Origin of the sequence: Rhodococcus sp. D-6, assembly GCF_040256695.1 — a bacterium.
Classification (GTDB): Bacteria; Actinomycetota; Actinomycetes; order Mycobacteriales; family Mycobacteriaceae; genus Rhodococcus; species Rhodococcus pyridinivorans.
Map to the genome: position 1 here is coordinate 3,833,032 of NZ_CP132970.1, position 21,826 is coordinate 3,854,857.

Here is a 21,826-nt window from a genome sequence, read left to right on the forward strand (position 1 = left end):
CGGTCCGTGGTCGATCACCTTCGGCGCTCACTCGGGACCTCGGTCCGCGCCGTCGTCGGGCTTCTGCTCGGGATCGTCACCGCGGTGACGGGTGCGGCGGCATCGGCTCGCCGTACCACCGACGGACCGGGTCGCGCGGCCGAACGCGACCGTATTCGTCTCGTGCGATGGTTCGACGCCGAGGCGGTCCGGGATCTTCCGGATCGCGAGCCGACCGGATATTTCCTCGTCCGCCTGGCCTACGGTCCGCTCGTCGGCCTCGTCGTCCTGCTCGTCCTGATCTCCGCGACCGGCTACGGGGGCTGGGCGATCGTCCTGCTGGCAGGCGGTCGCATCTCCGTCGCCGACGGTCTCGTCTCGCTCCTCGTCGCCGCCGTGATGATCTATCTCTCCGTCCGGATGGCGATGATCGTGGGCCAGTGGGACGTCCGCACAGCCCTGCGGTTGCTCGGCGACGATGCCACGCAGCATCGCCTCCGCGACCTGCAGCGCACCCGCGCCGACGTCGTCACCGCCATCGACGACGAACGCCGGCGGATCGAACGCGCCCTGCACGACGACGTCCAGCAGCGGGCCGTCGCGCTCGCACTCGACGTCGGTCGCGCGCGTCGCACCGCCGAACGCGGCGGCGGGAACCTCATCGCCGACCTCGACAACGCCGTCGCCCAGGCGCAGGCGTTGCTCACCGAACTGCGCGACGTGGCATGGCGGATATACCCGGCCGCGCTCGACGAACACGGACTCGCCGCGGCACTGGAAGGGTTGTCCGCGCACACCTTCCTCCCCGTCGACCTGGATCTGTCGATCGACCCGGAACCACCACACGATGTCGCGGCAGCCGCGTACTACGTTGCCGCGGAAGGGGTCACGAACTCGACGAAGCACTCCGGCGCCGACAACGTGTCGGTGACCGTCGCGGCGGACGGTCACGTCGTCACGGTCACGGTCGTCGACGACGGATGTGGCGGGGCCGAGATGACGGGCTCCGGGCTGACAGGTCTCGCGCGCCGTGTCGCCGCGCTGGACGGGCAGTTCTCCGTACACAGCCCCCGCGGAGGGCCGACCGTCGTGGAAGCGAGGATCCCGTGCGCATCGTGATTGCCGAGGACTCGACCCTTCTCCGCGAGGGTTTGTCGCGGTTGTTCGCGGACGAAGGCCATGAGGTGATCGCCGGCGTGGGAAATGCCGTCGAGTTGCACCACGTCATCGAGCGCGACGTGCCCGACCTCGTGCTGCTCGACGTGCGTATGCCCCCGACCTACTCGACGGAGGGCATCGACGCGGCGCGGCGCATCAAGGAGGAACACCCGCAGGTCGCTGTGCTCGTGCTGTCGCAGTACGTCGAGCACCGGAACGCGACCGGCCTGCTCACGAACGGCTGGGGTGGCGTGGGCTATCTGCTCAAGGATCGCGTGTCGGACGTGGGGGCATTCCTCACCGACCTGGAACGTGTGGCCGCGGGCGGGACGGCCTTCGATCCCGAGGTGGTGCGGCAACTGTTCGCGAACACCCGCCGCACCGACCCTGTCGCCACCCTCACCGAACGCGAACGCGAGGTGCTCGAGGCCCTCGCCCAGGGGCTGACGAACACCGGCATCGCCGATCGTCTGACCATGTCGGTCAGCGCCGTCGAGAAGCACGTCAATTCGATCTTCGTGAAGCTCGACCTGCCGCGCGAGGCCGACCGTAGTCGGCGGGTACGGGCGGTTCTCCTCTATCTCGAGAGCACAGGCACCCCGAGCTCACGGGACGACCGCTGACGCCCCGTGCGGATCAGAAGAGCGGATACACGAAGTGCCCGACGCCTCCGCCGGGTGCGCTCGACCCCGTCACATTCGGAAGGTTCGCGGGCAGACGCTGAAGCTTATGTGGACGGCCTTCGAGGTCGGCCTGCCAGCAATCGGTCGTCACGCCGTGGAAGCCCTGACACACGATGCGGGTGTTCGTGCCGAAGGGCGAGGTCAGCCGCGGCTCGTTCACCAGCGGATTCCAGTAGGCAAGCTCGTCCGGCGTGAGCCAGTTGGCGGGGTCCACGTCGTACACGTAGATCGGGCTGTTGGGTTGCTGGACCGGCCACTCGTCCTGCGCCGCCGCGATGCCGGCGCCGCCGAGGACGATCCCTCCTGTCACTGCGGCGACCGCTCCCGCTCGCAGTACCCGCCGAAATCCGTTCGCCATCGTTCCCTCCACCCATTCTGTCGGATCCGTCCGTCGACCACATCGAAACACGGACCGCGGGGTCCGATACGACAAACCGAAATTGTCGATCTCCGACGCTTTCCGGCAATTCGGGCGGGGAGGTCTCCTTCGAGTGACAGATCACGCAACCCGACCTCGCGTGCATTCGAGCACTCGAGCCCTCCAAGAGCACACATCTGTGTGCACAATTGATAGGTGAGTTCAACCCAGTCGACCACCGATCCGCACCACGGCACCCTTCGCAGCCCGCGCTTCTGGCTCGCGCCCTTCGCTGTCGTCGCAGCGATGATGAGTGCCCTGGCCTACTTCTATCTCGGCGCACTCCTCGATCCGAGCGAGAACCTGAGACAGTTCCCGATGGCCATCGTCAATCAGGACGTCGGCGATGTGCTGCCCGGATCGGACGAGCGACAGAACTTCGGCGACCAGATCACCGAGGGCATCCTCGACGGCATCGATCCCGAGGAGATCGACCTCCGACGGATGGGAATCTCGGCCGCCAACCAGGGCCTCGACGACGGCAGCCTGTACGGCGCGATCGTCATCCCGAGCGACTTCACCAAACGCATCTCGATCCTCGCGCAGGCCTCGGTCGTTCCCGGTGACATCGAGAAGCCGATCATCACCCTCTACACGAATCCCCGGACGGGCGCGTTCGCGACGGGCATCGTCACGACGATCGGCGACCGCGCGCTGACCCAGGTGAACGACACGGTCGGGCAGCAGCTGACCGAGACCGTCACCGCGACGCTCGCAGAGTCGGCACCCGACCTGCAATTGTCCGGAGCTTCCAGCCTCGTCCTGACCCAGCCGATCGATGCACTCACCGTCGAGCACAAGCCGCTGCCCGACGGGACGGGCGCCGGCCTGTCCGCCTTCTTCTACACCCTGCTGCTGATCCTGGCCGGCTTCACCGGCGCCACGATCATCAACGCGGTCGTCGACAGCGCCCTCGGTTTCGTGCCCACCGAATACGGCCCCCTCTACATCGCGCGGGAGACCACCCGGATGTCGCGCCTGCAGGTGCTGGCACTCAAGTGGGGCATCACGGTGGTCATGTCGTTGATCGTCTCGGCGTTGTATGTGTGGATCGCCACCGCACTCGGTATGCCGGCGCCGCGCGCGCTGCTGCTGTGGGAGTACGGGGCGCTCGCGATCTCGGCCGTGGGCATCACGTCCCTCGCGGTGATGTCGATCTTCGGCGCGGCGGGCCTGCTGGTGAACCTGATCGTGTTCATCGTGCTCGGCCTGCCGTCGTCCGGTGGCACCATTCCGATCGAGGCCACCCCGCGGATGTTCGAATGGTTGTCGACCTTCGAGCCGATGCACCAGATCTATCTCGCGGTGCGGTCCATCCTCTACTTCGACGGACGACCCGACGCCGGGCTCGGCCACGGCGTGACGATGACGATCGTCGGCGTCGTGTTCGGTCTCGTCGTCGGCGCCCTGGTGACGTGGATCTACGACCGCGTCGGTTTCCACCGGGCCGCGGACGCACCCGTGCGTCTGCCCTGGCGGCCGTCGCGACAGCAGGTTCGGGATTCTGCGGTCGCGACCGACACGGTTCGTTCGAACGACAGCGTGGACGCCGGTGAGGACGATCGTGACGATACGGGCGAATCCTCCGGCAGCTCCGAGCATGCGGGCGAAAGCGACGGGCCCACCAACGAAATGGGGGACCCCGCCGCGCGTCGGGGGTAGCGGCGGAGTCCCTCCACTACCACGGTAGTGGCGGTTCTCGCGGGGATCGCTCTCGATACGGGTGAATTCGAGGGTGAATCGGGGGGTCACCGCGCGTCGGGGTCTGTCGCCGTGATGGAGCACACTGTATGGGTGCGCACGGTCGTCGTTCCTCATCCTGCGGACGGCCGGGGCCGTCGCGGTGCAAGCATCGTCGAGGTCGACGCATTCGGTGCGCCGCTCAGCTCGGTGCGGGAGTACCCCGGATTCGCGGATGCAGTCGCTGCGATCGAAGCCGAATCGCGACCGCGCTGGGTGTGGACCTCGACGGCATCGGTCTATCCCGAACTGCTCCGCGCCGATGTTCGGGTGCAGCGATGCCACGATCTCGCCACCACCGGCGCCATCCTTGCCGTACGCGAGGGCCCCCGCCCACTGCGGAGGAGCCGGTCGACGAGCGGCCCGGCCTCTTCGATGCGGCTCCCGCGATCGACGTCGAGGCGGTGGTCGAGCAGTTCGCCGAGCAACGTCGCCGCATCTCCGGCGACGCCCGCCTCGAGTTGCTCACCGCCGCCGAATCGGCCGGCGCTCTCGCAGCGGCCGAGATGGGTTTCGACGGGTTGCCGTTCTCGGCGCAAGCGCATCGTCGCCTCCTCGAGGACACCCTCGGGCCGCGCCCGACCGGCTACGACCTGCCGAGCCGTATCGCCGAAGTGGTCGAGGAGGTCAGCGCGGTCTTCGGCCGCCCCGTGAATCCCGCCTCCCACAGCGAGGTGCTCGAGGCGTTCCGTCGCGAGGGCATCACCGTCGAGTCGACCCGCAAGCATGTGCTGCAGCGGATCGACCATCCCGCGGTGCCGCTGTTGCTGCGGCACCGCGAGCTGTCGAAGTTGTACAGCACGAACGGCTGGCACTGGCTCGACACCTGGGTCCGCGACGACCGGTTCCGTCCGGTCTATGTTCCCGGCGCGGTCGTATCGGGCCGGTGGGCGAGTCGCGGCGGTGGCGCTCTGCAGATCCCCAAGGCGCTGCGGTCGAGCGTGATCGCCGACCCGGGGCGGTCGTTCGTCGTCGCCGACGCGGGCCAGCTCGAACCGCGCATCCTGGCGGCGATGTCGGGCGATCGGCGCATGGTCGCGGCGGCCGGTTCGGACGATCTGTACGCCCCGGTCGCCGCGGCGTCCTTCGGCGGCGACCGCGCGAAGGCGAAGGTCGCGGTGCTCGGCGTACTGTACGGCGCCACGTCGGGCGACGCGCGTGCCCTGCTGACGGTGCTGCGTCGCAGCTTCCCGACCGCCGTCGACTTCGTCGAACGTGCCGCCCGTGCGGGTGAACGTGGCGAGGTGGTGCATTCGTGGCTGGGCCGTGCGTGCCCACCCGCTCCGGAAGGCTTCCACTCCCACGGTGATGCGCATGCGCGGGGCCGGTTCACGCGGAACTTCGTCGTGCAGGCCACCGCGGCCGAGTGGGCGCTGTGCGTGCTTGCGGAACTGCGACGGCGGCTGACCACCGATCCCGACCCGACGGCCGGCGATCTCGTGTTCTTCCAGCACGACGAGGTGGTGGTGCACACCGGCAACCCGGAACTCGCGTCGTCGCACATCACGGCGTCGGTCGAGGTGGCGACGCGCCTGATGTTCGGCGACACGCAGGTTCGTTTCCCGATGGACACCGCCGTGCGCAGCGTCTACGCCGAGGATGCGGGCGGCGAGTAGGTGGCGTGTGTCCACAGATGCATGACGGCGTAGGCCCGCCACGGCCGCCATTGTTCGGCGCGCTCGGCGGCTTCGCGCGCACTCTCCACCTGCAGGGCTCGTCGGAGAACGAGGTCGCCGGACGGATACGCGTCGCGGTCGCCGAGTCGTAGAGCGAGATAGTCGACGGTCCACGGTCCGATCCCGGGAAGCGCGAGAAGGTCTGCCGCGAACGACAGATGCTCCGGCGCCACCCCGTCGGCTGCGGCCCGGGCCAGTTCGGCGACGGTGCGGGCGCGCGACTGCGTCGTGCCGATGACGGCACGCAGCTCGCTCTGCTCGACCGTCGCGAGTCGGTGCGGCGTAGGGAAGCATCGCAACCCACCGGGTGCACCGTCGCCGAAGGCTGCGACGAGTCGTCCTGCGAATGTGCATGCCGCAGCGACACTCACCTGCTGTCCGAGCACTGTCGACACGGCGGTGGCGAACCAGTCGGTGGTGCCGAGCACGCGCAGACCGGGGTGGGTCTGCACGAGAGGCCCGAGCACGGGATCGGGCTCGAATGCCGCATCCACGACGGACGGGTCGACGCCGAGATCGAGCCACTTCCGGACCCTCTCTTCGATCTCCTCGACATCCGCGCGACCTGCGGTCTCGACATGAACCTCGAGATGTCGCACATCCCCGTGTCTCCCGTCGTCGGGTGTCGCAGGGTCGGCGAAGCGGACGGCGACGTGCGCGGCGCCGCCGTTCGTGCGGATCGCGCGGTGATGGGTGCCGGTAGCGCTGTTGTGGTGTTCACAGCCGGGGACGGTGTGGCTTCGCAGCGACGCGAGCATCGGCCCCACCGCAACGGGTTCGGCCACCGGGATCCGGAGGGTGGTGATCATGCCACCGACTCGAGTTGCAGCAGCGCCCTCTTCGCCTCGACTCCCCCGACGTACTGCCCCATGCTGCCGTCGCTGCGCACCACCCGATGGCACGGCACCACCACGGGCAGCGGGTTCTTCGCGCACGCCGTACCGACCGCCCGCACCGCGCGCGGGCTCCCGGCCGCGGCGGCGATCTCGGCATAGCTCGCCGTGCGCCCGTATTCGATCTCGGGCAGACGCGTGATCACTTCACGACGGAATCCGTCGGCGAGACGCAGATCGAGCGGAACGTCGAAATGTGTCCTCGTACCGGCGAAGTACTCGTCGAGTTGCCGGACCACCGGGTCGAGTCGCCGCGGCGCGTCGAGCACGCGCGGGCTGATCCGGCGGGAGAGTTCGTCGAGCACGGCGTCGGATCCGTCGGCGACGTAGGCGACCCGCACGAGTCCGACGGGGGTGGTGGCCAGCAGGAGCGGACCGACGGGGGTGTCGACGACGCGGAACGCGACATCGAGCAACCCGGCCGCCTCGGCATCGAGTACGAGCTTCTCCCGCAACCACGCGAGATCGGCCGATCCGACCGAGGGTTGTGGAAAGTTCATGAGCGACATCCTGTTCCGTGTTCGATCCGACGACGCAACGCAGCCCGACCGTCGGCCGCCGCGCGACGTGCCGCGGCCGGGCTGTTGCCGAGGATCGTGCCTATCTCCGCATAGGGCAGGCCTCCGACATAGTGGTAGACCAGCGCCGCACGCTGCGTGAAGGGAAGTTCGGCGACCGCGCTCCACAGTTCGTCGTCGCCCTCACCGGGGTTTCCCGTGGCCGACGCGGGTTCGGGGAGGTTCTCGGTGGGCACCGGCGTCCGCCCGCGCACCCGGTGGATGTCGACGGCCTTGCGGTGCGCGATGGTCACGAGCCACGCTTCGATGTTGCTGCCCGGTGGCAGGTCGGGATAGGCGCGCAACGCCGCGAGGAAGGTCTCGGACCAGGCGTCGTCGGCGTCGACCGGTCCGAGCAGTGCGCGGCAGACCCGGAGGACCGTCGCGCCGTGGCGGGTGACCACCTCCTCGAAAGGAGGCAGGCTCGCCCGCGGTAGGTGATCAGGCAGGGACATGGGTATCGCCGGCGACATCGGGCTCGGCGGAACTCAGCACCCGTGCCTCCTGTTCGAGCAGGAAGCGTTTGCGCTCGAGACCACCGGCGTAACCGGTGAGCTTGCCGCTGCTACCGATGACGCGATGGCACGGCACGATGATGCAGAGCGGGTTGCGGGCATTGGCCGCAGCGACCGCCCGTACCGCAGTGGGCCGGCCGAGGGCGAGTGCAATCTCCGAGTAGGTGCGCGTGGTGCCGTACTCGATCGTCATCAGCGCCTCCCACACCTCGCGTTGGAACGGGGTGCCGACGGGAGCGATGGGGACGGTGAACCGGGTACGGCGACCCGCGAAGTACTCATCGAACTGGGTGATCGCCTCGTCGAACCCCCCGGTGACCTGCTCGCCGAAACCGGCGCGGTCGGGCGCGGGGTGATGCTCGGCCATGTACACGCCGCTCAGGACGCCGTCGGTGTTCACCAACGTCAACTCGCCGATCGGTGTGTCGATCACGGTGTGGGTGCGCAATGCGGTCACGGCCTCGATCCTTCCATCCGGTGTGTGCTCTGTACCGGGTAGACGAACGGGACGCCGAAAATGTGAGGTCCGCGATCACGACGATCGGACGTACTGCACTATGACGACATGATCTCGCTGCCTGTGCCCGCGCTCGGAGTCTCGGTCGCCGGTTCCATCGTCGACGTCACCCGGACCGTGCTCGGACGCACCCGCGAGACCGCCGAGTTCGCACTGTCGCTCCCGACGCGGGTGGAAGGCCTGCTCAGCGAGGCCGAATCGCTCATCGACTCGGTCGAATCGCTGATCCGCCGCATCGACAGCGTGGTCACCGACGCCACCGACATCGTCGAGGGAGCGTCGGTGGCCGTCGCGCAGGCCACGCAGGTGATCGCCTCGACCATCGGTGTGGTGGAGGAAGCCGCCGATGCGGTCACGCGCGCCACGGAGATCATCGACTCGACGGGCGGGGTCGTGCGCGATGCGACGGTGGTCGCGGCCGACGCGCGGATCGTCGTCGAGTCCGCCGGCCGCAGCTCCGACGCCGCCGGGGAACTGCTCGAGACCTACAAACCCCTCGCCGAACGTGCCGCTCCCCTCGCCACCCAGTTCGTCGAGGAGTTCTCACCAAAAGAACTGCGCGCCGCGATCAAGCTCATCGACCGGCTCCCCGAGATCACCGAGCGGGTCGACGCGGTCCTGCCCATCATGGCGACACTCGACACCGTCTCCCCCGAGATCCACGAACTGCTCCTCGTCGCCAAGGACGTCCGCCAGGCCATCGTGGGCGTGCCCGGGTTCAACTTCCTGCGCCGACGCGGCGTGGAGAAGGAAACCAACGGTGATGATTGACCGCACCGCGGTCGGTGATGATCGACCGCACCGCGGTTGGTGATGATCGACCGCCCCCGGACGGCTCTACTGATGGGCCGTGGAGAGGAACTGGTGCGTCGCCACGTCGACGATCTCGTCGGGCGAGATGGCGATCTCGTCGTTCAACCACGCGGTGACCAGTTCGGCCAGACCCCCGACGAACAGCAGTCCGTTGATCTCGCCCCGTTCGGGCGGCCACGCCCGGTCGCCGTACATGCGGGTCGCTTCGTCGGCGACCATCTGGGCGAAACTCCGTAGCGACGCTCGTCTGTGGGTGCGCAGGGGTTCGAAGCCGGCGGACTCGATGAGTGAGACCCGGCCCTTGCGCGGGTCGTCGGTGAGGATCGCGACGAACGACGCGATGGCGTTCCGCACGAGGTCTTCGAGTGTGCCCGTACCGGTGCGGAGCGCGGCGAGTACGGCCTCGCGCACCTCGTCGGCGATCTTGTCGAGGACCTGCTGCAGCAGATCGTCCCTGCTGGTGAAATTCTCGTAGAAATACCGCTCCGTCAGCTTGGCGTGGGCGCACATGGCGGTCATGGTGGCGCCGCTCTTCCCCGAGGCCGCGAACAGTTCCAGTCCTGCTTCGAGCAGGGCTTCGCGCCGCAGCGCGACACGCTGTTCGCCGCTCAGACCGGCATAGCGGCGGGGCGCGGGGGAAGTCATGGGACCGATCTTGACAGACCGGACCGATGTGACGCAGACTACACCCAAATCTGACAGGGTCTCCTGTCAGATATCCGCAGAACTGGAGGTTCGTCGTGACCCGGATCCTGGCGGCTCCCCCCGCCCACTCCCATCTGCGCCCGGTCCCGGGACGATCGGGAATACCCGGTATCGGGCACGTCCTCGAATACATCCGCGATCCACTCGCGATGATGCAGAAGCACTGGGACCGATACGGCGAGGTCTCCTGTTTCTCTGCGGCCGGTCGACGCTGGATCTCGGTTCTCGGACCCGACGCCTGCCAGGAGGTGCTGCAGAACAAGGACCGGGCCTTCGCCAACGGCGACGGCTGGTCGGCACTGATCGGGCCGTTCTTCCACGGTGGCCTCATGCTCCTCGACTCGGAGGAACATCTCCGACACCGCCGCATCATGCAGCAGGCGTTCACCCGATCACGCCTCGAGAAGACCGTCGATGCCATGAATCCGTCGATCGCCCAGAAGCTCGACAGGTGGGTTCCCCGCGACGGATTCCGCGCCTACACGGCACTGAAGACACTCACGCTCGATCTTGCCACCGACATCTTCATGGGCGGCGCCGAGGACTCCACGCCGGCCGAGATCGAAGTGGTGAAGAAGGCATTCATCGACTGTGTGCAGGCTGCGACCTCGATCGTGCGGTATCCCGTCCCCGGCACCAGATGGAAACGCGGACTCGACGGACGCCGAGTGCTCGAGGACTTCTTCCGGCACTATCTACCGGCACGACGCTCGCGCGAGACGGACGACCTCTTCTCCGTGTTGTGCCACATCGAATCCGAAGCGGGACAACGGTTCAGCGACGACGAGATCGTCGATCACATGATCTTCCTGCTGATGGCCGCGCACGACACGTCGACCATCACGATCTCCACGATGATGCAGTATCTCGGGCAACACCCGCAGTGGCAGGACCGGTGCCGGGCCGAGTCGCTCGCGCTGGGCACCGCCGCACCGAGTCACGCCGATCTCGACGCGCTCGGCAGCCTCGATCTGGTGATGAAGGAATGCCTCCGGCTGGTCTCCCCGGTCCCGGTCCTGGCGCGACGGGCCGTGCGCGACACCGAGGTCCGGGGATATTTCGTGCCGGCCGGTACGTATGCCTCCGTGGCACCGCACTTCACGCACCACATGGCGGAATACTGGCCGGAGCCCGAACGTTTCGATCCCGAACGCTTCGCGGAGCATCGACGCGAGGACAAGGTGCACCGCTATGCGTGGGAGCCGTTCGGTGGGGGCGTGCACAAATGCCTCGGCATGCACTTCGCCGGGGTCGAGGTCAAAGCGATCTTCCACCAACTGCTGCTGCGCTTCGAGTGGCACGTCGACCCCGGCTACGTCGCCCCGCTCGACTTCACGTCGTTGCCGTTCCCGTCGGACGGACAGCCGGTCGACCTGCGACTGCGGTCGACCGACCCCGATCGTCAGGCCATATAGACAATCAGGCCGTGTAGAGACCTGCGCCCGCGCGGCTGAGCACGAGCTTGGGCACCACCGCCCGCGACGACAGCTCGAGCAGCGCGTCGACGATCTCGACGACGTCGTTCACCTCGATCATGGACTCGGCCGGGATCTTGTCCTTGATCCAGTCGGACATGTCGGTGTCGACGTAGGCGGGGGCGAGCGCCGATGCCGAGATGCCGTTGCCGGACTCCTCGGCGTTGAGCGTCTCCACCAGCGAGATCAACGCGGCCTTCGTTGCACCGTAGGCGGCGAGACCGGCCTCGGCGTAGACACCTGTGATCGACGAGAGCGCAACGATCTTCGATCCGCGGGCTGGATCGTTCTCCGCCTCGGTGCGCAGCAACGGCAGCGACGCCTGGATGAGCGCGAACGGGGCGTTGAGGTTCACGGCGACCGTCTTGTCGAACCGCCGGGCCGGGAACTCGGCGATCGGACCTGCCGTGCCGACACCGGCATTGAGGATCAGAGCCTTCATGGAACCGAACGCTTCGCGGTGCGTCTCCACGACACGTGCGGTGGCTTCCGGATCAGCGAGATCGGCTGCGACGGCGCGTACCTCCTTGGCACCCGCCTCCAGCAGACGCTCGGCGACGCTCTCGAGGCGTTCCGCTCCGCGGGCGCTGATCGTCAGTGAATAGCCGCGTTCGGCGAGACGGGTTGCGATACCGAGGCCGATTCCCCTCGATGCTCCGGTCACGAGCGCGCTGGTCACGCGTGGGCTCCCTTCAGTGCTGCGAGTCCTGCTGCCACCAGGTCCGGCACGGCTTCACCGGCACAGTCGAAACCGTCGCCGACGGTCGCCCCGGCACGCCACCGATGGTTGATGCCCTCGGCGATCACGGCGAGCTTGAGGTAGGCCAGACCCATGTAGAAGTTCCAGTCGGCGATGTCGCGACCCGACGCCGTGGCGTAGCGCTGCACCAGATCGTCCGCTGCCGGCAGGCGGTCGCTCGACCATGCCGCCGGGAATCCCAGGATGTCGTCAAGGGCCGGATGCCGGTACGCGCACATCATGGCGAGATCGGTGAGCGGGTCGCCGAGGGTGGACAGTTCCCAGTCCACCACGGCGACGACGCATGTCGGATCGGTCGGGTCCAGGATGGTGTTGTCGATGCGGTAGTCGCCGTGCACGATCGACGGAGCGGGTGATTCCGGAATCGACTCGGCGAGCGCGGCGTGCAGCCGTTCGAGGTCCGGAAGTTCGCGGGTCCTCACGCGCCCCCACTGGCTCGCCCACAGCTTCACCTGCCGGGTCACGTAGCCGTCCGGCCGGCCCAGTCCCCCGAGACCGACGGCCTCGAAGTCGACGTTGTGCAACTCGGCGATGATGCGCACGAGTTCACCGACGCAGCGGTCGATCTCGTCGTCACCGAGCGCATCGAGGTCGGCCTTGCTGCGCACCACACGTCCGTCGACGAACTCGACGACGGTGAACGGCGCACCCATCACCGAGTCATCCTCGCACTGGACGACGGTGGGCGCGACCGGCACACCGGTGCCCTTCAGCGCCGACGTGATGCGGAACTCTCGGGCGACGTCGTGCGCCGACGGGGTCAGACCCGTGGTCGGAGGGCGACGCAGGACCCAGTGGGACTTCTCGTCGCGCAGCCCGTAGGTGAGGTTGGACTTGCCGCCCGAGATGAGCTCCGCCCGGAGTTCACCCTGAACGGTCACACCGCAATCGGCGAGGAAGCGCTCGAGGACGGCGAGGTCGAGTCCCTCGTGCACTGCGGTCATTTCGCGGCCTCGCAGGCTGCCTTGCGGACGGCGCCGACGGCACGCTTGGCGATGGCCCAGCGGTGAACCTCGGACGGGCCGTCGTACACGCGGAACGGCCGGACCTCGCGGGTGAGGCGTGCGATCGGAAGGTCCTCGGAGACACCGAGACCGCCGCACATCTGAGCGGAGCGGTCGACGATGCGGAAGATCGCCTCGGCGGCGAAGGTCTTGGCGATCGACGTGGCGTTCGAGGCGTGCGAACCCTGGTCGAGTTCCCAGCACGCCTGCACGAGCAGTGCGCGGGTCGCGGCGATGTCGATCTCGTTGTCGGCGATCATCTTCTGGATCATGCCGAGATCGCCGAGGCGGGAGCCGAATCCTTCACGCTCCGCGACGTAGCGGACGGCGGTGTCGTGACCGCGGCGGGCGGCGCCGAGCCAGCGCATCACGTGCGTCATGCGGGCGGGGCCGAGGCGCACCTGCGCGTAGGCGAAGCCCTGGTCGACCTCGCCGAGCACGGCGGAGTCGGGGACGAACAGGTCCTCGAAGTCGACCTCGCAGTGACCACCGATCATGGAGCGGTCGAGAGTGTTGATGTGGCGGCCGACCTTCAGGCCCGCGGTGTCGGCGGGCGCGAGGAACATCGTGGCGCCGCCGCGCTGACCGGGCTCACCCGAGGTGCGGGCCATGATGATGAAGAATCCGGCACCGTCGGCACCGGTGATGAAGTGCTTGCGGCCGTTGATCTTCCAGCCACCGGAGACCTTCTCGGCGCGCGTGTTCAGAGCGTTGGGATCGGCGCCGGCACCGGGGGCGGGCTCGGTCATCGCGAAGGCCGAGCGCACGTCGCCGGCGGCGAGGGGCGCGAGGAACTGCTGCTTCTGCTCGTCGCTGGCGATGTGCGCGAGCATGTGCACGTTGCCCTCGTCGGGGGCGGCGATGTTGAGCGCGGTGGGGCCGAAGAGCGAGTAGCCCGCGGCCTCGAAGACCGGGGCGCGGTCGGACATGTCCAGGCCGTGGCCGCCGTATTCGACGGGCGCATGCGGAGCGAAGACGCCGACAGCCTTGGCGGCCTTCTGCAGATCCGCCCGGATCGCGTCGCCACCGGCCGCGGCGATGTCGCCACCGTGAGCGTCCTCGACGGGAAGCACCTCGTCGCGGATGAACTGTTCGGTCCGCGCGATGAGGTCCCGGACGTGATCCGAGTAGGACAGGTCGACCGCCATGCTGAGCTCCTTCCATACCGACCGATCGATCGCTCGGTCGAGTTCACGGTGGCATATCCCCCGCCATCGGGTCAAGCCCGGACGGGGTGCTCGGCTACCTCGCTCCGACCGCGTTCCGCGCGACCTGCAGGTAGCGGTGCACGATCTCGTCCGGCGACAGCGAACCGTCCGGCCGGTACCAGCTCGCCACCGCGACGCACATCGTCGTCACGGCGCGACTGGCGTCCTTCGGATAGGGCGTGGAGAAGGTGCCGTCGGCGACACCGGCCTCGACGATCTCGTCGATCATGCACTGCTGCTCGTCGCGCAGGGCGACGAATGCACGGCGGGCCTCGGGTTCCATGCTGCGCATCTCGGTCGACGCCACGAACGCCTGATCGCGGCGGAACATATGGAAGCGCAGCAGCGACTCGACGACGGCGTCGAACTTCTCGGAGGGGGTTGGTCCGGCTTCATCGATCGCCTGCCGGCTGCGGGCGAGCAGGTCGTGCAGCACGGTGGTCGTGAGCGAGACGAGCAGCGCCTGCTTCGAGGGGTAGTGGTGGTACAGACCCGGCACCGACAGACCGGACCGCGACGCGACCTCGCGGATGGACGTGCCGTCGTAACCGCGTTCGGCGAACGCCTCGAGTGCAGCGGCGAGCGGCTTCGGCAGGTCGGTCGGGCCGTAGTCCCGCCAAGAGCCGACGTCGCCGGAAACCGAATCCTCACGCGTGTCCATGCTCAACACCGTAAGGGACGGCTCCGGCGACGTCGGCGCTCACAGGATCAGTAGTCGTCCTCGCCGTAGAGGACGAGACCGCGGAGGTTCTTGCCGGCGTGCATGTCGGCGTAGCCCTCGTTGATGTCCTCGAGCTTGTAGGTCTTGGTGACGAGGTTGTCGAGGTCGAGCTGCCCGTTCCGGTACAGCTCGAGCAACTTGGGGATCTGCGAGCGCGGGCCGGTGCCACCGAAGATGGCCCCCTGCAGACGCTTCTGCAGCAGCGTCAGCTCGAACAGGCTCATCGTCACCTGCGAGTCGGTGGCGTGACCCATGCCGACGACCACGACCTGGCCACCCTTGGCGGTGAGACCCAGTGCGGGGCCGATGATGTCGCCGGTGATCTCGCCGACGGTGATGACGGTGACGTTGGCCATCTGACCCCACGTGATCTCACCGATCACCGGTGCGGCCTCCTCGATCGACGCGAAGACATGCGTCGCGCCGAACTCCTTGGCCTTCTGCCGCTTGAACTCGACCGGGTCGATCGCGACAACGAACCGCGCCCCGGCGTGCGCCGCTCCCTGGACGGAGTTGATGCCGACACCGCCGACACCGATGACGACCACGGTGTCGCCGAGCTTGGTGCCGCCGATCTCGGTGGCCGAACCCCAGCCGGTCGCGACACCGCACCCGAGCAGGGCCGCCTTCTCGAGCGGGATGTCCTTCTCGATCTTGATGACCGACGCCTCGTTGACCGTGACGTACGGCGCGAACGTGCCGAGCAGGCACATCTGCAGCACCGGGTCGCCGTTCAGCGTCGCGCGGTAGGTCTTGTCGGAGATCGCCTGACCGGTGAGCAGGCCGGCACCCTCGTCGCAGATGTTCTGCATGCCCTTGGCGCAGGCCCGACAGCGGCCGCAGGCGGGGATGAACGCGAGGACGACGTGGTCGCCCTCCTCGAGACCCCGCACTCCCGGACCCACCTTGGTGACCACGCCCGCGCCCTCGTGACCACCGAGGACCGGGAAGGACGGAAGCGGTGTCGCCCCCGAGCGCAGATGCTCGTCGGAATGGCACAGACCCGAGGCCGCGAGGCGGATCTGCACCTCACCTGCGACGGGATCGCCGAGATCGATCTCCTCGATCTCCCACGGCTGGTTGATTCCCTTGACGACTGCTGCCTTCGTCTTCACCCGAGCCTCCTGAACCGAAAGTGTGTGTGACGTTCGTCACGGCATTCAAACACTTATCGGACGTTAGAGCAACGGGTTCGGACCTCTTCCACAGCGGGCAGTTACCCGCTACATTTGGTAACAGACAACTTCTCGTGAAGGGCTCCAGCCATGATTCACGTCCGCCACAGCGCCGTCGCAGACATCCCTATCGACCTCGCGTTCACCTACGTCGACGACTACCGGAACGTCCCCGACTGGATGTTCGGGGTGGACCGCTTCCAACCCGTGAGCGAGCAGGTCTCCGGCCTTGGTGCCATCTACGACTCGACCATGCGGATCGGCCCCAAGGATCTCGGCTCGCGCGTGGAAGTCGTCGAATGGGAACGCAATCGCGTGATCGTCCTCGACTCGATCGCCGGATTCCGCGCCGCGTCGTCATGGACCTTCACGGACCTCGGCGACGCGACGCGGCTCGACGTCGACTTCGGCTACCGACTGCCCGGCGGGATCGCCGGCCGCACACTCGGCATGCTCATCGAACCGATTGTGGGAACGGCGATCCGGCAGACCGAGCACGCGTTGCGCACGCGGCTCGGTCAGCTCGTCTAGGACCGGACTCAGAAATTGCCGCGCGCGGCCTGCTCCCGCTCGATCGCCTCGAACAGCGCCTTGAAGTTGCCCTTGCCGAAGCCGAGCGAGCCGTGGCGCTCGATCAGCTCGAAGAACACGGTCGGGCGGTCGCCGACGGGCTTGGTGAAGATCTGCAGCAGGTAGCCGTCCTCGTCGCGGTCGACCAGGATGCCCCGCTTCTTCAGCTCCTCGATCGGCACCCGGACCTCACCGATACGGGCGCGCAGCTCCGGATCGTCGTAGTACGCATCGGGAGTCGCGAGGAACTCGACACCCTCCTCGCGCAACTGGTCGACCGCCGTGAGGATGTCGTTGGTGGCCAGCGCGAGGTGCTGTGCACCCGGTCCGCGGTAGAAGTCGAGGTACTCGTCGATCTGCGAACGCTTCTTCGCGATGGCGGGCTCGTTGAGCGGGAACTTCACGCGGTGGTTGCCGTTGCACACCACCTTGCTCATGAGCGCCGAGTAGTCGGTGGCGATGTCGTCGCCGATGAACTCCGCCATGTTCGTGAAACCCATGACGCGGTTGTAGAAGTCGACCCACTCGTCCATGCGCCCGAGTTCGACGTTGCCGACGACGTGGTCGAGCGCCTGGAAGATGCGCTTGGGCGCACCCTCACGCTTGCGGTAGGTCGAGGTGCGCTCGATGTAGCCGGGCAGGTACGGGCCGTTGTAGCGCGACCGGTCGACGAGCGTGTGCCGCGTGTCGCCGTAGGTCGCGATGGCGCCGATGCGGACGGAGCCGTTCTCGTCGCTGATCTCGTAGGGTTCCTCGAGGACGGTCGCCCCCTGCTTGCGGGCGTGCTCGATGCACTTGTCGACGTCCGGAACCTGGAGCGCGATGTCGACGACGCCGTCACCGTGGAGACGGTGGTGCTCGATCAGAGGGCTGTCCGGATCCACCGCACCCTTGATCACGAATCGCACGGCGCCGCTGCGCAGTACGTAGGCGTGATGGTCGCGGTTGCCGGTGGTGGGTCCGGAATAGGCGATGAGTTCCATGCCGTAGGCGGACTGGTAGTAGTGCGCCGTCTGCGTGGCGTTTCCGACCACCCACACCACGGCGTCCCAGCCGCTGACGGGGAAGGGATCCCGTTCGCTGTCGTACTCCACGAGACCGACCAGGCGCCGGAGCTCCTCGGCGTCGAGCTGAGCGAGTCGTTCGCTGTCGGTCAGGGTGTATTCCAGAGTCATCGCTGCAACCTCCTGCCGCTCACTGCGGCACAGTCGTTGTGTCGTGTGTCACCAGGAGAAACCCACCCGTCGGTGCGACGCAACGTCGCCTTCCGCAACTGGTCCGACTGACTGGAATCTGCCGGAATCCGCGCGTTCACCTATACAATCGGACTAGTTTTCGGCGCTCGATGGGAAGGAACCGCGATGCGCGAGCCCGTGCAGCTGGACGAATTGGATTTCGCTCTCCTCGAGGCCCTGCACGCCGACCCGAAGATCGGCGCGCTCGAACTGTCCCGTCGATTGAAGGTCGCGCGCGCCACCGTCTCGGCCCGCCTGCGACGCCTCGAGGACACCGGGGTCATCGCCGGCTACGAACCCCGGATCAACCTCGCCGCAGCAGGTTTCGAAGTGCAGGCGTTCGTGACGATGGAGATCGTGCAGGGCGCGCTCGAAGACGTCACCGAGGTCCTCGAAGGCATCCCCGGTGTCCTCGAGGCGTTCGCCACCACCGGCGCGGGCGACGTCCTGTGCCGCATCGGAGCCGAATCACACCTCGGTCTCCAACAGACCCTCATCGAGCTGAACCGCTCCTCGATCGTCGCGCGGTCCACGAGTGTGATGGTGCTGTCGGAAGTGGTGCACTACCGGGCGATGCCGCTGCTCCGCACCCTCGAGCCGGAACGATCCGCGAAGGCACCGGCCTACCGCCGCTGAACCGATCACGTCCACAATCCGTCTCCGACTAGCCGGATTGCACAGAAAAAAGCGCTTCGGGCATCCGGACCCTCCGCACGCTGCACAGTTCGATGAAGCACAGTTGCGCAGCATTTGTTACTGCCGTCACAGTCTTTCGCCATGAAGAACCTGCTGACGCGATTCGAAGAAAAAGCCCCCGAGATCGTCTTCGAGTGGCACGACACCGAGACCACCGCCCGGGGCTGGGTCGTCATCAACTCGCTGCGGGGCGGCGCGGCCGGCGGCGGCACCCGCATGCGCCGCGGCCTCGACCGGCGCGAGGTCGAGTCGCTGGCGAAGACCATGGAGATCAAGTTCACCGTCTCCGGACCTGCGATCGGCGGTGCCAAGTCCGGCATCGATTTCGATCCGTCCGACCCCCGCAAGGAAGGCGTGCTGCGCCGCTGGTTCGCGGCCGTCACTCCCCTGCTGCGTGCCTACTACGGCACCGGCGGCGACCTCAACGTCGACGAGATGAACGAGGTCGTTCCCCTCACCGAGTCCAACGGCTTGTGGCACCCGCAGGAAGGTGTCGTCAACGGACACTTCGGCAAGGACGAGCGCCAGCGCATCCAGCGGGTGGGCCAGCTGCGACTCGGCGTCGCGAAGGTCGTCGAGGACGCGCGGTTTACCCCTGCCACCAGCACGAAATACACTGTCGCCGATCTGATCACCGGTTACGGCGTCGCCGAGTCGGTCCGTCACCACCAGCTCGTCTATCGGGGCACCGACCTCGCCGGCAAACGCGTCGTGGTGCAGGGCTGGGGCAACGTCGGCGCCGCTGCTGCCTACTATCTCGCTCAGGCCGGCGCCTCGATCGTGGGCATCATCGACCGCGACGGCGGCATCCTCGCACCCGAGGGTCTCTCCTTCGACGAGGTCCGCACCCTGCTGCTCGAGCGCGACGGTAACGCCCTGCACAGCGACCGCATGATCCCCTTCGACGAGGTGAACGCCCGCATCTGGGATCTCGGAGCCGAGATCTTCCTCCCCTGCGCCGCGAGCCGCCTCGTCACCCGCGAGCAGGTCGACCGCATGGTCGCCGCGGGACTCGAGTCGATCGCTTCCGGCGCCAACGTTCCGTTCGCCGACGACGAGATCTTCTACGGCCCCACCTACGAGCACGCCGACAAGTCCGTCGCCGTGATCCCCGACTTCATCGCCAACTGCGGTATGGCCCGGGCCTTCGCCCAGCTCATGGAGGGCGACGTGGAGGTCTCCGACGCCGCCATCTTCGGCGATGTGTCCACCACCATCGAGACGGCACTGCGCCGCTGCCACGACCGGTCGACCGAGCTCACCGGACTCGCCGCGACCGCCTTCGAGATCGCACTGGACCAGCTGGTCCCGGCCGGGGAGCGCATCGATGACTGACACCCTGGCCACGGCGACGACCGGCGCCCAGGGCACCGCCGGGACGACGACCGGCGCCCAGGGCACCGCCGGGACGACGACCGGCGCCCAGAGCACCGCCGGGACGACGACCGGCGCCCAGAGCACCGCCGGCCTGCATCGTGCCATGCGGCCCCGCCAGCTCGTCATGATGAGCCTCGGTGGCGCCATCGGGGCCGGCCTGTTCGTCGGGTCGGGGGCGGGTATCGCCGTCGCCGGCCCGGCGATCCTGATCTCGTTCCTGGTGGCGGCCGTTCTCGTCGTGTTCGTGATGCGCATGATGGGCGAGATGGCCGCGGCCAACCCCGCCAGCGGTGCGTTCTCCGAGCACACCGAGAACGCGCTGGGCCCTGTCGCGGGACGGACCATCGGATGGTTGTACTGGGTGCAGGTCATCATCGTGATCGCCGCGGAGGCCACCGGCGCCGCCGCGATCACCGCGGTGGCGCTGCCCGGCATCCCCCAGTGGGCGTCCGCGCTGTTCTACATGGTCGTGCTGACGAGCGTGAACCTGGTCGGCGTCCGCCGCTTCGGTGAGGTCGAATTCTGGTTCGCCGCAATCAAGATCGTCGCGATCGTCGGCTTCCTGGTGATCGGCATCGCGATGATCGCCGGGTGGATGCCCACCTTCGAGACGACCGGCTTCTCCAACCTCACGGCGCACGGCGGGTTCGCCCCCACCGGTATCGCCGGTATCGCCGCCGGCCTGCTCATCGTGGTCTTCGCGTTCGGTGGCACCGAGATCATCGCGATCGCCGCCGCGGAGACCGCCGATCCCCGTCGCAACGTGGGCCGCGCGGTGCGCACCCTGGTGTGGCGCATCCTCGTGTTCTACATCGGGTCGGTGCTCGTGATGGTGACGATCCTGCCGTGGACCTCCGAGGATCTCGCGACCGGTCCGTTCGTCGCCGTGCTGCAGGCCGGGGCCGTCCCGGGCGCCGCCGCGGTGATGACCGTGATCGTCGTGGTCGCGCTGCTCTCGTCGCTCAACGCGATGCTGTTCAGCGCTTCCCGGATGATCTTCTCGCTGTCGCACCGCGGATCGGCGCACCCCGTCTTCGGGCGGCTGTCGTCCAACGGCGTTCCCCGCAATGCGGTGCTCGCCTCGGTAGCGTTCGGCTTCGTCACGGTCGGACTGAACTATCTCTACCCCGACCGGGTGCTGCCGCTGCTGCTCAACGCCGTCGGCTCTACGATCCTGGTGCTGTGGACGTTCGTCGCGGTCTCGCACCTCGTGCTCCGTCGTCGCGCACGCCGCAACGGCACCGAGGATGCACTGCCGCTGAAGATGTGGGGCTTCCCGTACCTGTCGTACGCGACGCTCGGTCTGCTGGCCGGCATCGCGGTGCTCGCCCTGTTCGACACCGCTGCCCGCACGCAGCTGCTCGCGACCGGCGCGTTGACCGCAGCGATCGCCGGTACCTGCACGGTGCTGGCACGGCGACGCGCTGCGGCCGGGACGGCTCGGGTCGAGACGGTTCAGGAGCGCCAACCGTAGGGACGCGTGATTATCTCCATGAAGTGACCGGCGGGGTCGAGGAAGTAGGTTCCTCGACCCCCGTCGTTTCTGTTGATGCCTTGCGCCGACTGCCGGGGATCGGCCCAGTGTTCGATCTTCTGCTCGAGGATCCGGGCGTAGATCTCGTCGAACTCCTCCTCCGACACCAGGAATGCGTAGTGCTGCGGCGGATACTCCACATCCGGTGGCGGTTCGGCGAAATCGAGGGTGACGCCGTTGGCGAGTTCGACAGCGAGGAAGTGCCCGGCGGGCACCGGATCGGGCAGCCCGAACAGGGTGGTGAGGAAGTAGGCCGAATGCTGCTTGTCGTCGGCCGCGACGATGGTGTGGTTGAACGCAATACTCAAGGAGAACTCCTTGTGGTCCCGCGCCTCCATGCCTGACGCAGTCCGTCATCGACACGCGACGCTGCGTCCAGAGATACCTTCCGTGCCGGAGGGATGCAAGCGATGAGTT

General features: G+C 67.7%; 22 protein-coding genes and 1 pseudogene. 10 read left to right on the forward strand and 13 right to left on the reverse strand.

Features of this window, described 5'->3' with window-relative positions; translation table 11 throughout:
* The first annotated feature begins 6 nt into the window (after window positions 1-6).
* Window positions 7-1,098, forward strand: a complete 1,092-nt coding sequence (locus RBB84_RS17835; RefSeq protein WP_064256480.1) for a histidine kinase — start codon at window positions 7-9, stop codon at window positions 1,096-1,098.
* Entirely contained in the window at window positions 1,086-1,760 is a 675-nt protein-coding gene (locus tag RBB84_RS17840) for a response regulator transcription factor (RefSeq protein WP_064256479.1), read from the forward strand. Before RBB84_RS17835 ends, RBB84_RS17840 begins: the two co-directional genes overlap by 13 nt.
* Window positions 1,761-1,773: 13 nt before the next feature.
* On the opposite strand, the gene RBB84_RS17845 is transcribed toward RBB84_RS17840, so the two are convergent.
* Window positions 1,774-2,178, reverse strand: coding sequence for a hypothetical protein (locus tag RBB84_RS17845; protein WP_024102291.1), 405 nt, complete (start codon window positions 2,176-2,178; stop codon window positions 1,774-1,776).
* A gap of 216 nt (window positions 2,179-2,394) precedes the next feature.
* Here RBB84_RS17845 and RBB84_RS17850 point away from each other — a divergent pair, with 216 nt between their 5' ends.
* A complete protein-coding gene (locus RBB84_RS17850; RefSeq protein WP_006554660.1) occupies window positions 2,395-3,900 on the forward strand; it encodes a DUF3533 domain-containing protein in 1,506 nt (501 codons plus the stop codon).
* 27 nt (window positions 3,901-3,927) lie between these two features.
* Window positions 3,928-5,594, forward strand: a pseudogene (locus RBB84_RS17855) (bifunctional 3'-5' exonuclease/DNA polymerase).
* Here the strand turns inward: RBB84_RS17855 and RBB84_RS17860 are convergent.
* Genes RBB84_RS17860 through RBB84_RS17875 form a run of 4 tightly spaced genes read right to left on the reverse strand, consistent with a single transcriptional unit; the run spans window position 5,567 to window position 8,076 of the window.
* The gene (locus tag RBB84_RS17860; RefSeq protein ID WP_006554658.1) at window positions 5,567-6,463 is read right to left on the reverse strand and encodes an AlkA N-terminal domain-containing protein; all 897 of its coding nucleotides are present in this window, start codon (window positions 6,461-6,463) and stop codon (window positions 5,567-5,569) included. The pseudogene RBB84_RS17855 and the gene RBB84_RS17860 overlap by 28 nt on opposite strands.
* Complete coding sequence (locus tag RBB84_RS17865; RefSeq protein ID WP_006554657.1) at window positions 6,460-7,056, reverse strand: methylated-DNA--[protein]-cysteine S-methyltransferase; 597 nt, start codon at window positions 7,054-7,056, stop codon at window positions 6,460-6,462. Before RBB84_RS17865 ends, RBB84_RS17860 begins: the two co-directional genes overlap by 4 nt.
* Window positions 7,044-7,559, reverse strand: a complete 516-nt coding sequence (locus RBB84_RS17870) for an RNA polymerase sigma factor (protein ID WP_033097440.1) — start codon at window positions 7,557-7,559, stop codon at window positions 7,044-7,046. The genes RBB84_RS17865 and RBB84_RS17870 overlap by 13 nt, the downstream gene beginning before the upstream one ends.
* Window positions 7,546-8,076 (reverse strand): methylated-DNA--[protein]-cysteine S-methyltransferase, encoded by a 531-nt coding sequence (locus tag RBB84_RS17875; protein WP_064256478.1) that lies wholly within the window; start codon window positions 8,074-8,076, stop codon window positions 7,546-7,548. Before RBB84_RS17875 ends, RBB84_RS17870 begins: the two co-directional genes overlap by 14 nt.
* Window positions 8,077-8,184: 108 nt before the next feature.
* Between RBB84_RS17875 and RBB84_RS17880 the strand changes: the two genes are divergently transcribed.
* On the forward strand, window positions 8,185-8,907 hold the full coding sequence (locus RBB84_RS17880; RefSeq protein WP_019288272.1) for a hypothetical protein: 723 nt from the start codon (window positions 8,185-8,187) through the stop codon (window positions 8,905-8,907).
* A 66-nt stretch (window positions 8,908-8,973) separates the two neighbouring features.
* Here the strand turns inward: RBB84_RS17880 and RBB84_RS17885 are convergent, their stop codons facing one another.
* Complete coding sequence (locus RBB84_RS17885) at window positions 8,974-9,594, reverse strand: TetR/AcrR family transcriptional regulator (protein WP_006554893.1); 621 nt, start codon at window positions 9,592-9,594, stop codon at window positions 8,974-8,976.
* 95 nt (window positions 9,595-9,689) lie between these two features.
* Between RBB84_RS17885 and RBB84_RS17890 the strand changes: the two genes are divergently transcribed.
* Window positions 9,690-11,069, forward strand: a complete 1,380-nt coding sequence (locus RBB84_RS17890) for a cytochrome P450 (RefSeq protein WP_064256477.1) — start codon at window positions 9,690-9,692, stop codon at window positions 11,067-11,069.
* 4 nt (window positions 11,070-11,073) lie between these two features.
* Here RBB84_RS17890 and RBB84_RS17895 read toward each other — a convergent pair whose 3' ends face one another.
* The 5 genes from RBB84_RS17895 to RBB84_RS17915 all read right to left on the reverse strand — a co-directional run bounded on the left by RBB84_RS17895 (window position 11,074) and on the right by RBB84_RS17915 (window position 15,937).
* Window positions 11,074-11,808 (reverse strand): SDR family oxidoreductase, encoded by a 735-nt coding sequence (locus RBB84_RS17895; RefSeq protein ID WP_019288270.1) that lies wholly within the window; start codon window positions 11,806-11,808, stop codon window positions 11,074-11,076.
* Window positions 11,805-12,833, reverse strand: coding sequence for a phosphotransferase family protein (locus tag RBB84_RS17900; protein ID WP_064256476.1), 1,029 nt, complete (start codon window positions 12,831-12,833; stop codon window positions 11,805-11,807). The genes RBB84_RS17895 and RBB84_RS17900 overlap by 4 nt, the downstream gene beginning before the upstream one ends.
* Window positions 12,830-14,041 carry an acyl-CoA dehydrogenase family protein gene (locus RBB84_RS17905; protein WP_064256475.1) on the reverse strand — a complete coding sequence of 404 codons (1,212 nt, stop codon included), beginning with the start codon at window positions 14,039-14,041 and terminating at the stop codon, window positions 12,830-12,832. The genes RBB84_RS17900 and RBB84_RS17905 overlap by 4 nt, the downstream gene beginning before the upstream one ends.
* A 94-nt stretch (window positions 14,042-14,135) precedes the next feature.
* The gene (locus RBB84_RS17910) at window positions 14,136-14,762 is read right to left on the reverse strand and encodes a TetR/AcrR family transcriptional regulator (RefSeq protein WP_064256474.1); all 627 of its coding nucleotides are present in this window, start codon (window positions 14,760-14,762) and stop codon (window positions 14,136-14,138) included.
* Between the two features lie 47 nt (window positions 14,763-14,809).
* Window positions 14,810-15,937 (reverse strand): NDMA-dependent alcohol dehydrogenase, encoded by a 1,128-nt coding sequence (locus RBB84_RS17915; RefSeq protein WP_006554686.1) that lies wholly within the window; start codon window positions 15,935-15,937, stop codon window positions 14,810-14,812.
* A 150-nt stretch (window positions 15,938-16,087) separates the two neighbouring features.
* Here RBB84_RS17915 and RBB84_RS17920 point away from each other — a divergent pair, with 150 nt between their 5' ends.
* Window positions 16,088-16,528, forward strand: a complete 441-nt coding sequence (locus tag RBB84_RS17920) for an SRPBCC family protein (protein WP_064256473.1) — start codon at window positions 16,088-16,090, stop codon at window positions 16,526-16,528.
* Window positions 16,529-16,536: 8 nt separating this feature from the next.
* On the opposite strand, the gene hppD is transcribed toward RBB84_RS17920, so the two are convergent.
* Entirely contained in the window at window positions 16,537-17,742 is a 1,206-nt protein-coding gene (gene hppD, locus RBB84_RS17925; protein ID WP_039583747.1) for a 4-hydroxyphenylpyruvate dioxygenase, read from the reverse strand.
* A gap of 186 nt (window positions 17,743-17,928) precedes the next feature.
* Here hppD and RBB84_RS17930 point away from each other — a divergent pair, with 186 nt between their 5' ends.
* The 3 genes from RBB84_RS17930 to RBB84_RS17940 all read left to right on the forward strand — a co-directional run bounded on the left by RBB84_RS17930 (window position 17,929) and on the right by RBB84_RS17940 (window position 21,349).
* Window positions 17,929-18,438, forward strand: coding sequence for a winged helix-turn-helix transcriptional regulator (locus RBB84_RS17930; RefSeq protein WP_006554689.1), 510 nt, complete (start codon window positions 17,929-17,931; stop codon window positions 18,436-18,438).
* Window positions 18,439-18,579: 141 nt separating this feature from the next.
* Window positions 18,580-19,833: a Glu/Leu/Phe/Val dehydrogenase dimerization domain-containing protein gene (locus RBB84_RS17935; RefSeq protein ID WP_033097445.1), complete on the forward strand. Its 1,254-nt coding sequence runs from the start codon at window positions 18,580-18,582 to the stop codon at window positions 19,831-19,833.
* Between the two features lie 145 nt (window positions 19,834-19,978).
* Entirely contained in the window at window positions 19,979-21,349 is a 1,371-nt protein-coding gene (locus tag RBB84_RS17940) for an amino acid permease (RefSeq protein ID WP_197481853.1), read from the forward strand.
* On the opposite strand, the gene RBB84_RS17945 is transcribed toward RBB84_RS17940, so the two are convergent.
* The gene (locus RBB84_RS17945; protein ID WP_350246361.1) at window positions 21,331-21,747 is read right to left on the reverse strand and encodes a VOC family protein; all 417 of its coding nucleotides are present in this window, start codon (window positions 21,745-21,747) and stop codon (window positions 21,331-21,333) included. The genes RBB84_RS17940 and RBB84_RS17945 overlap by 19 nt on opposite strands.
* Between the last annotated feature and the right edge of the window lie 79 nt (window positions 21,748-21,826).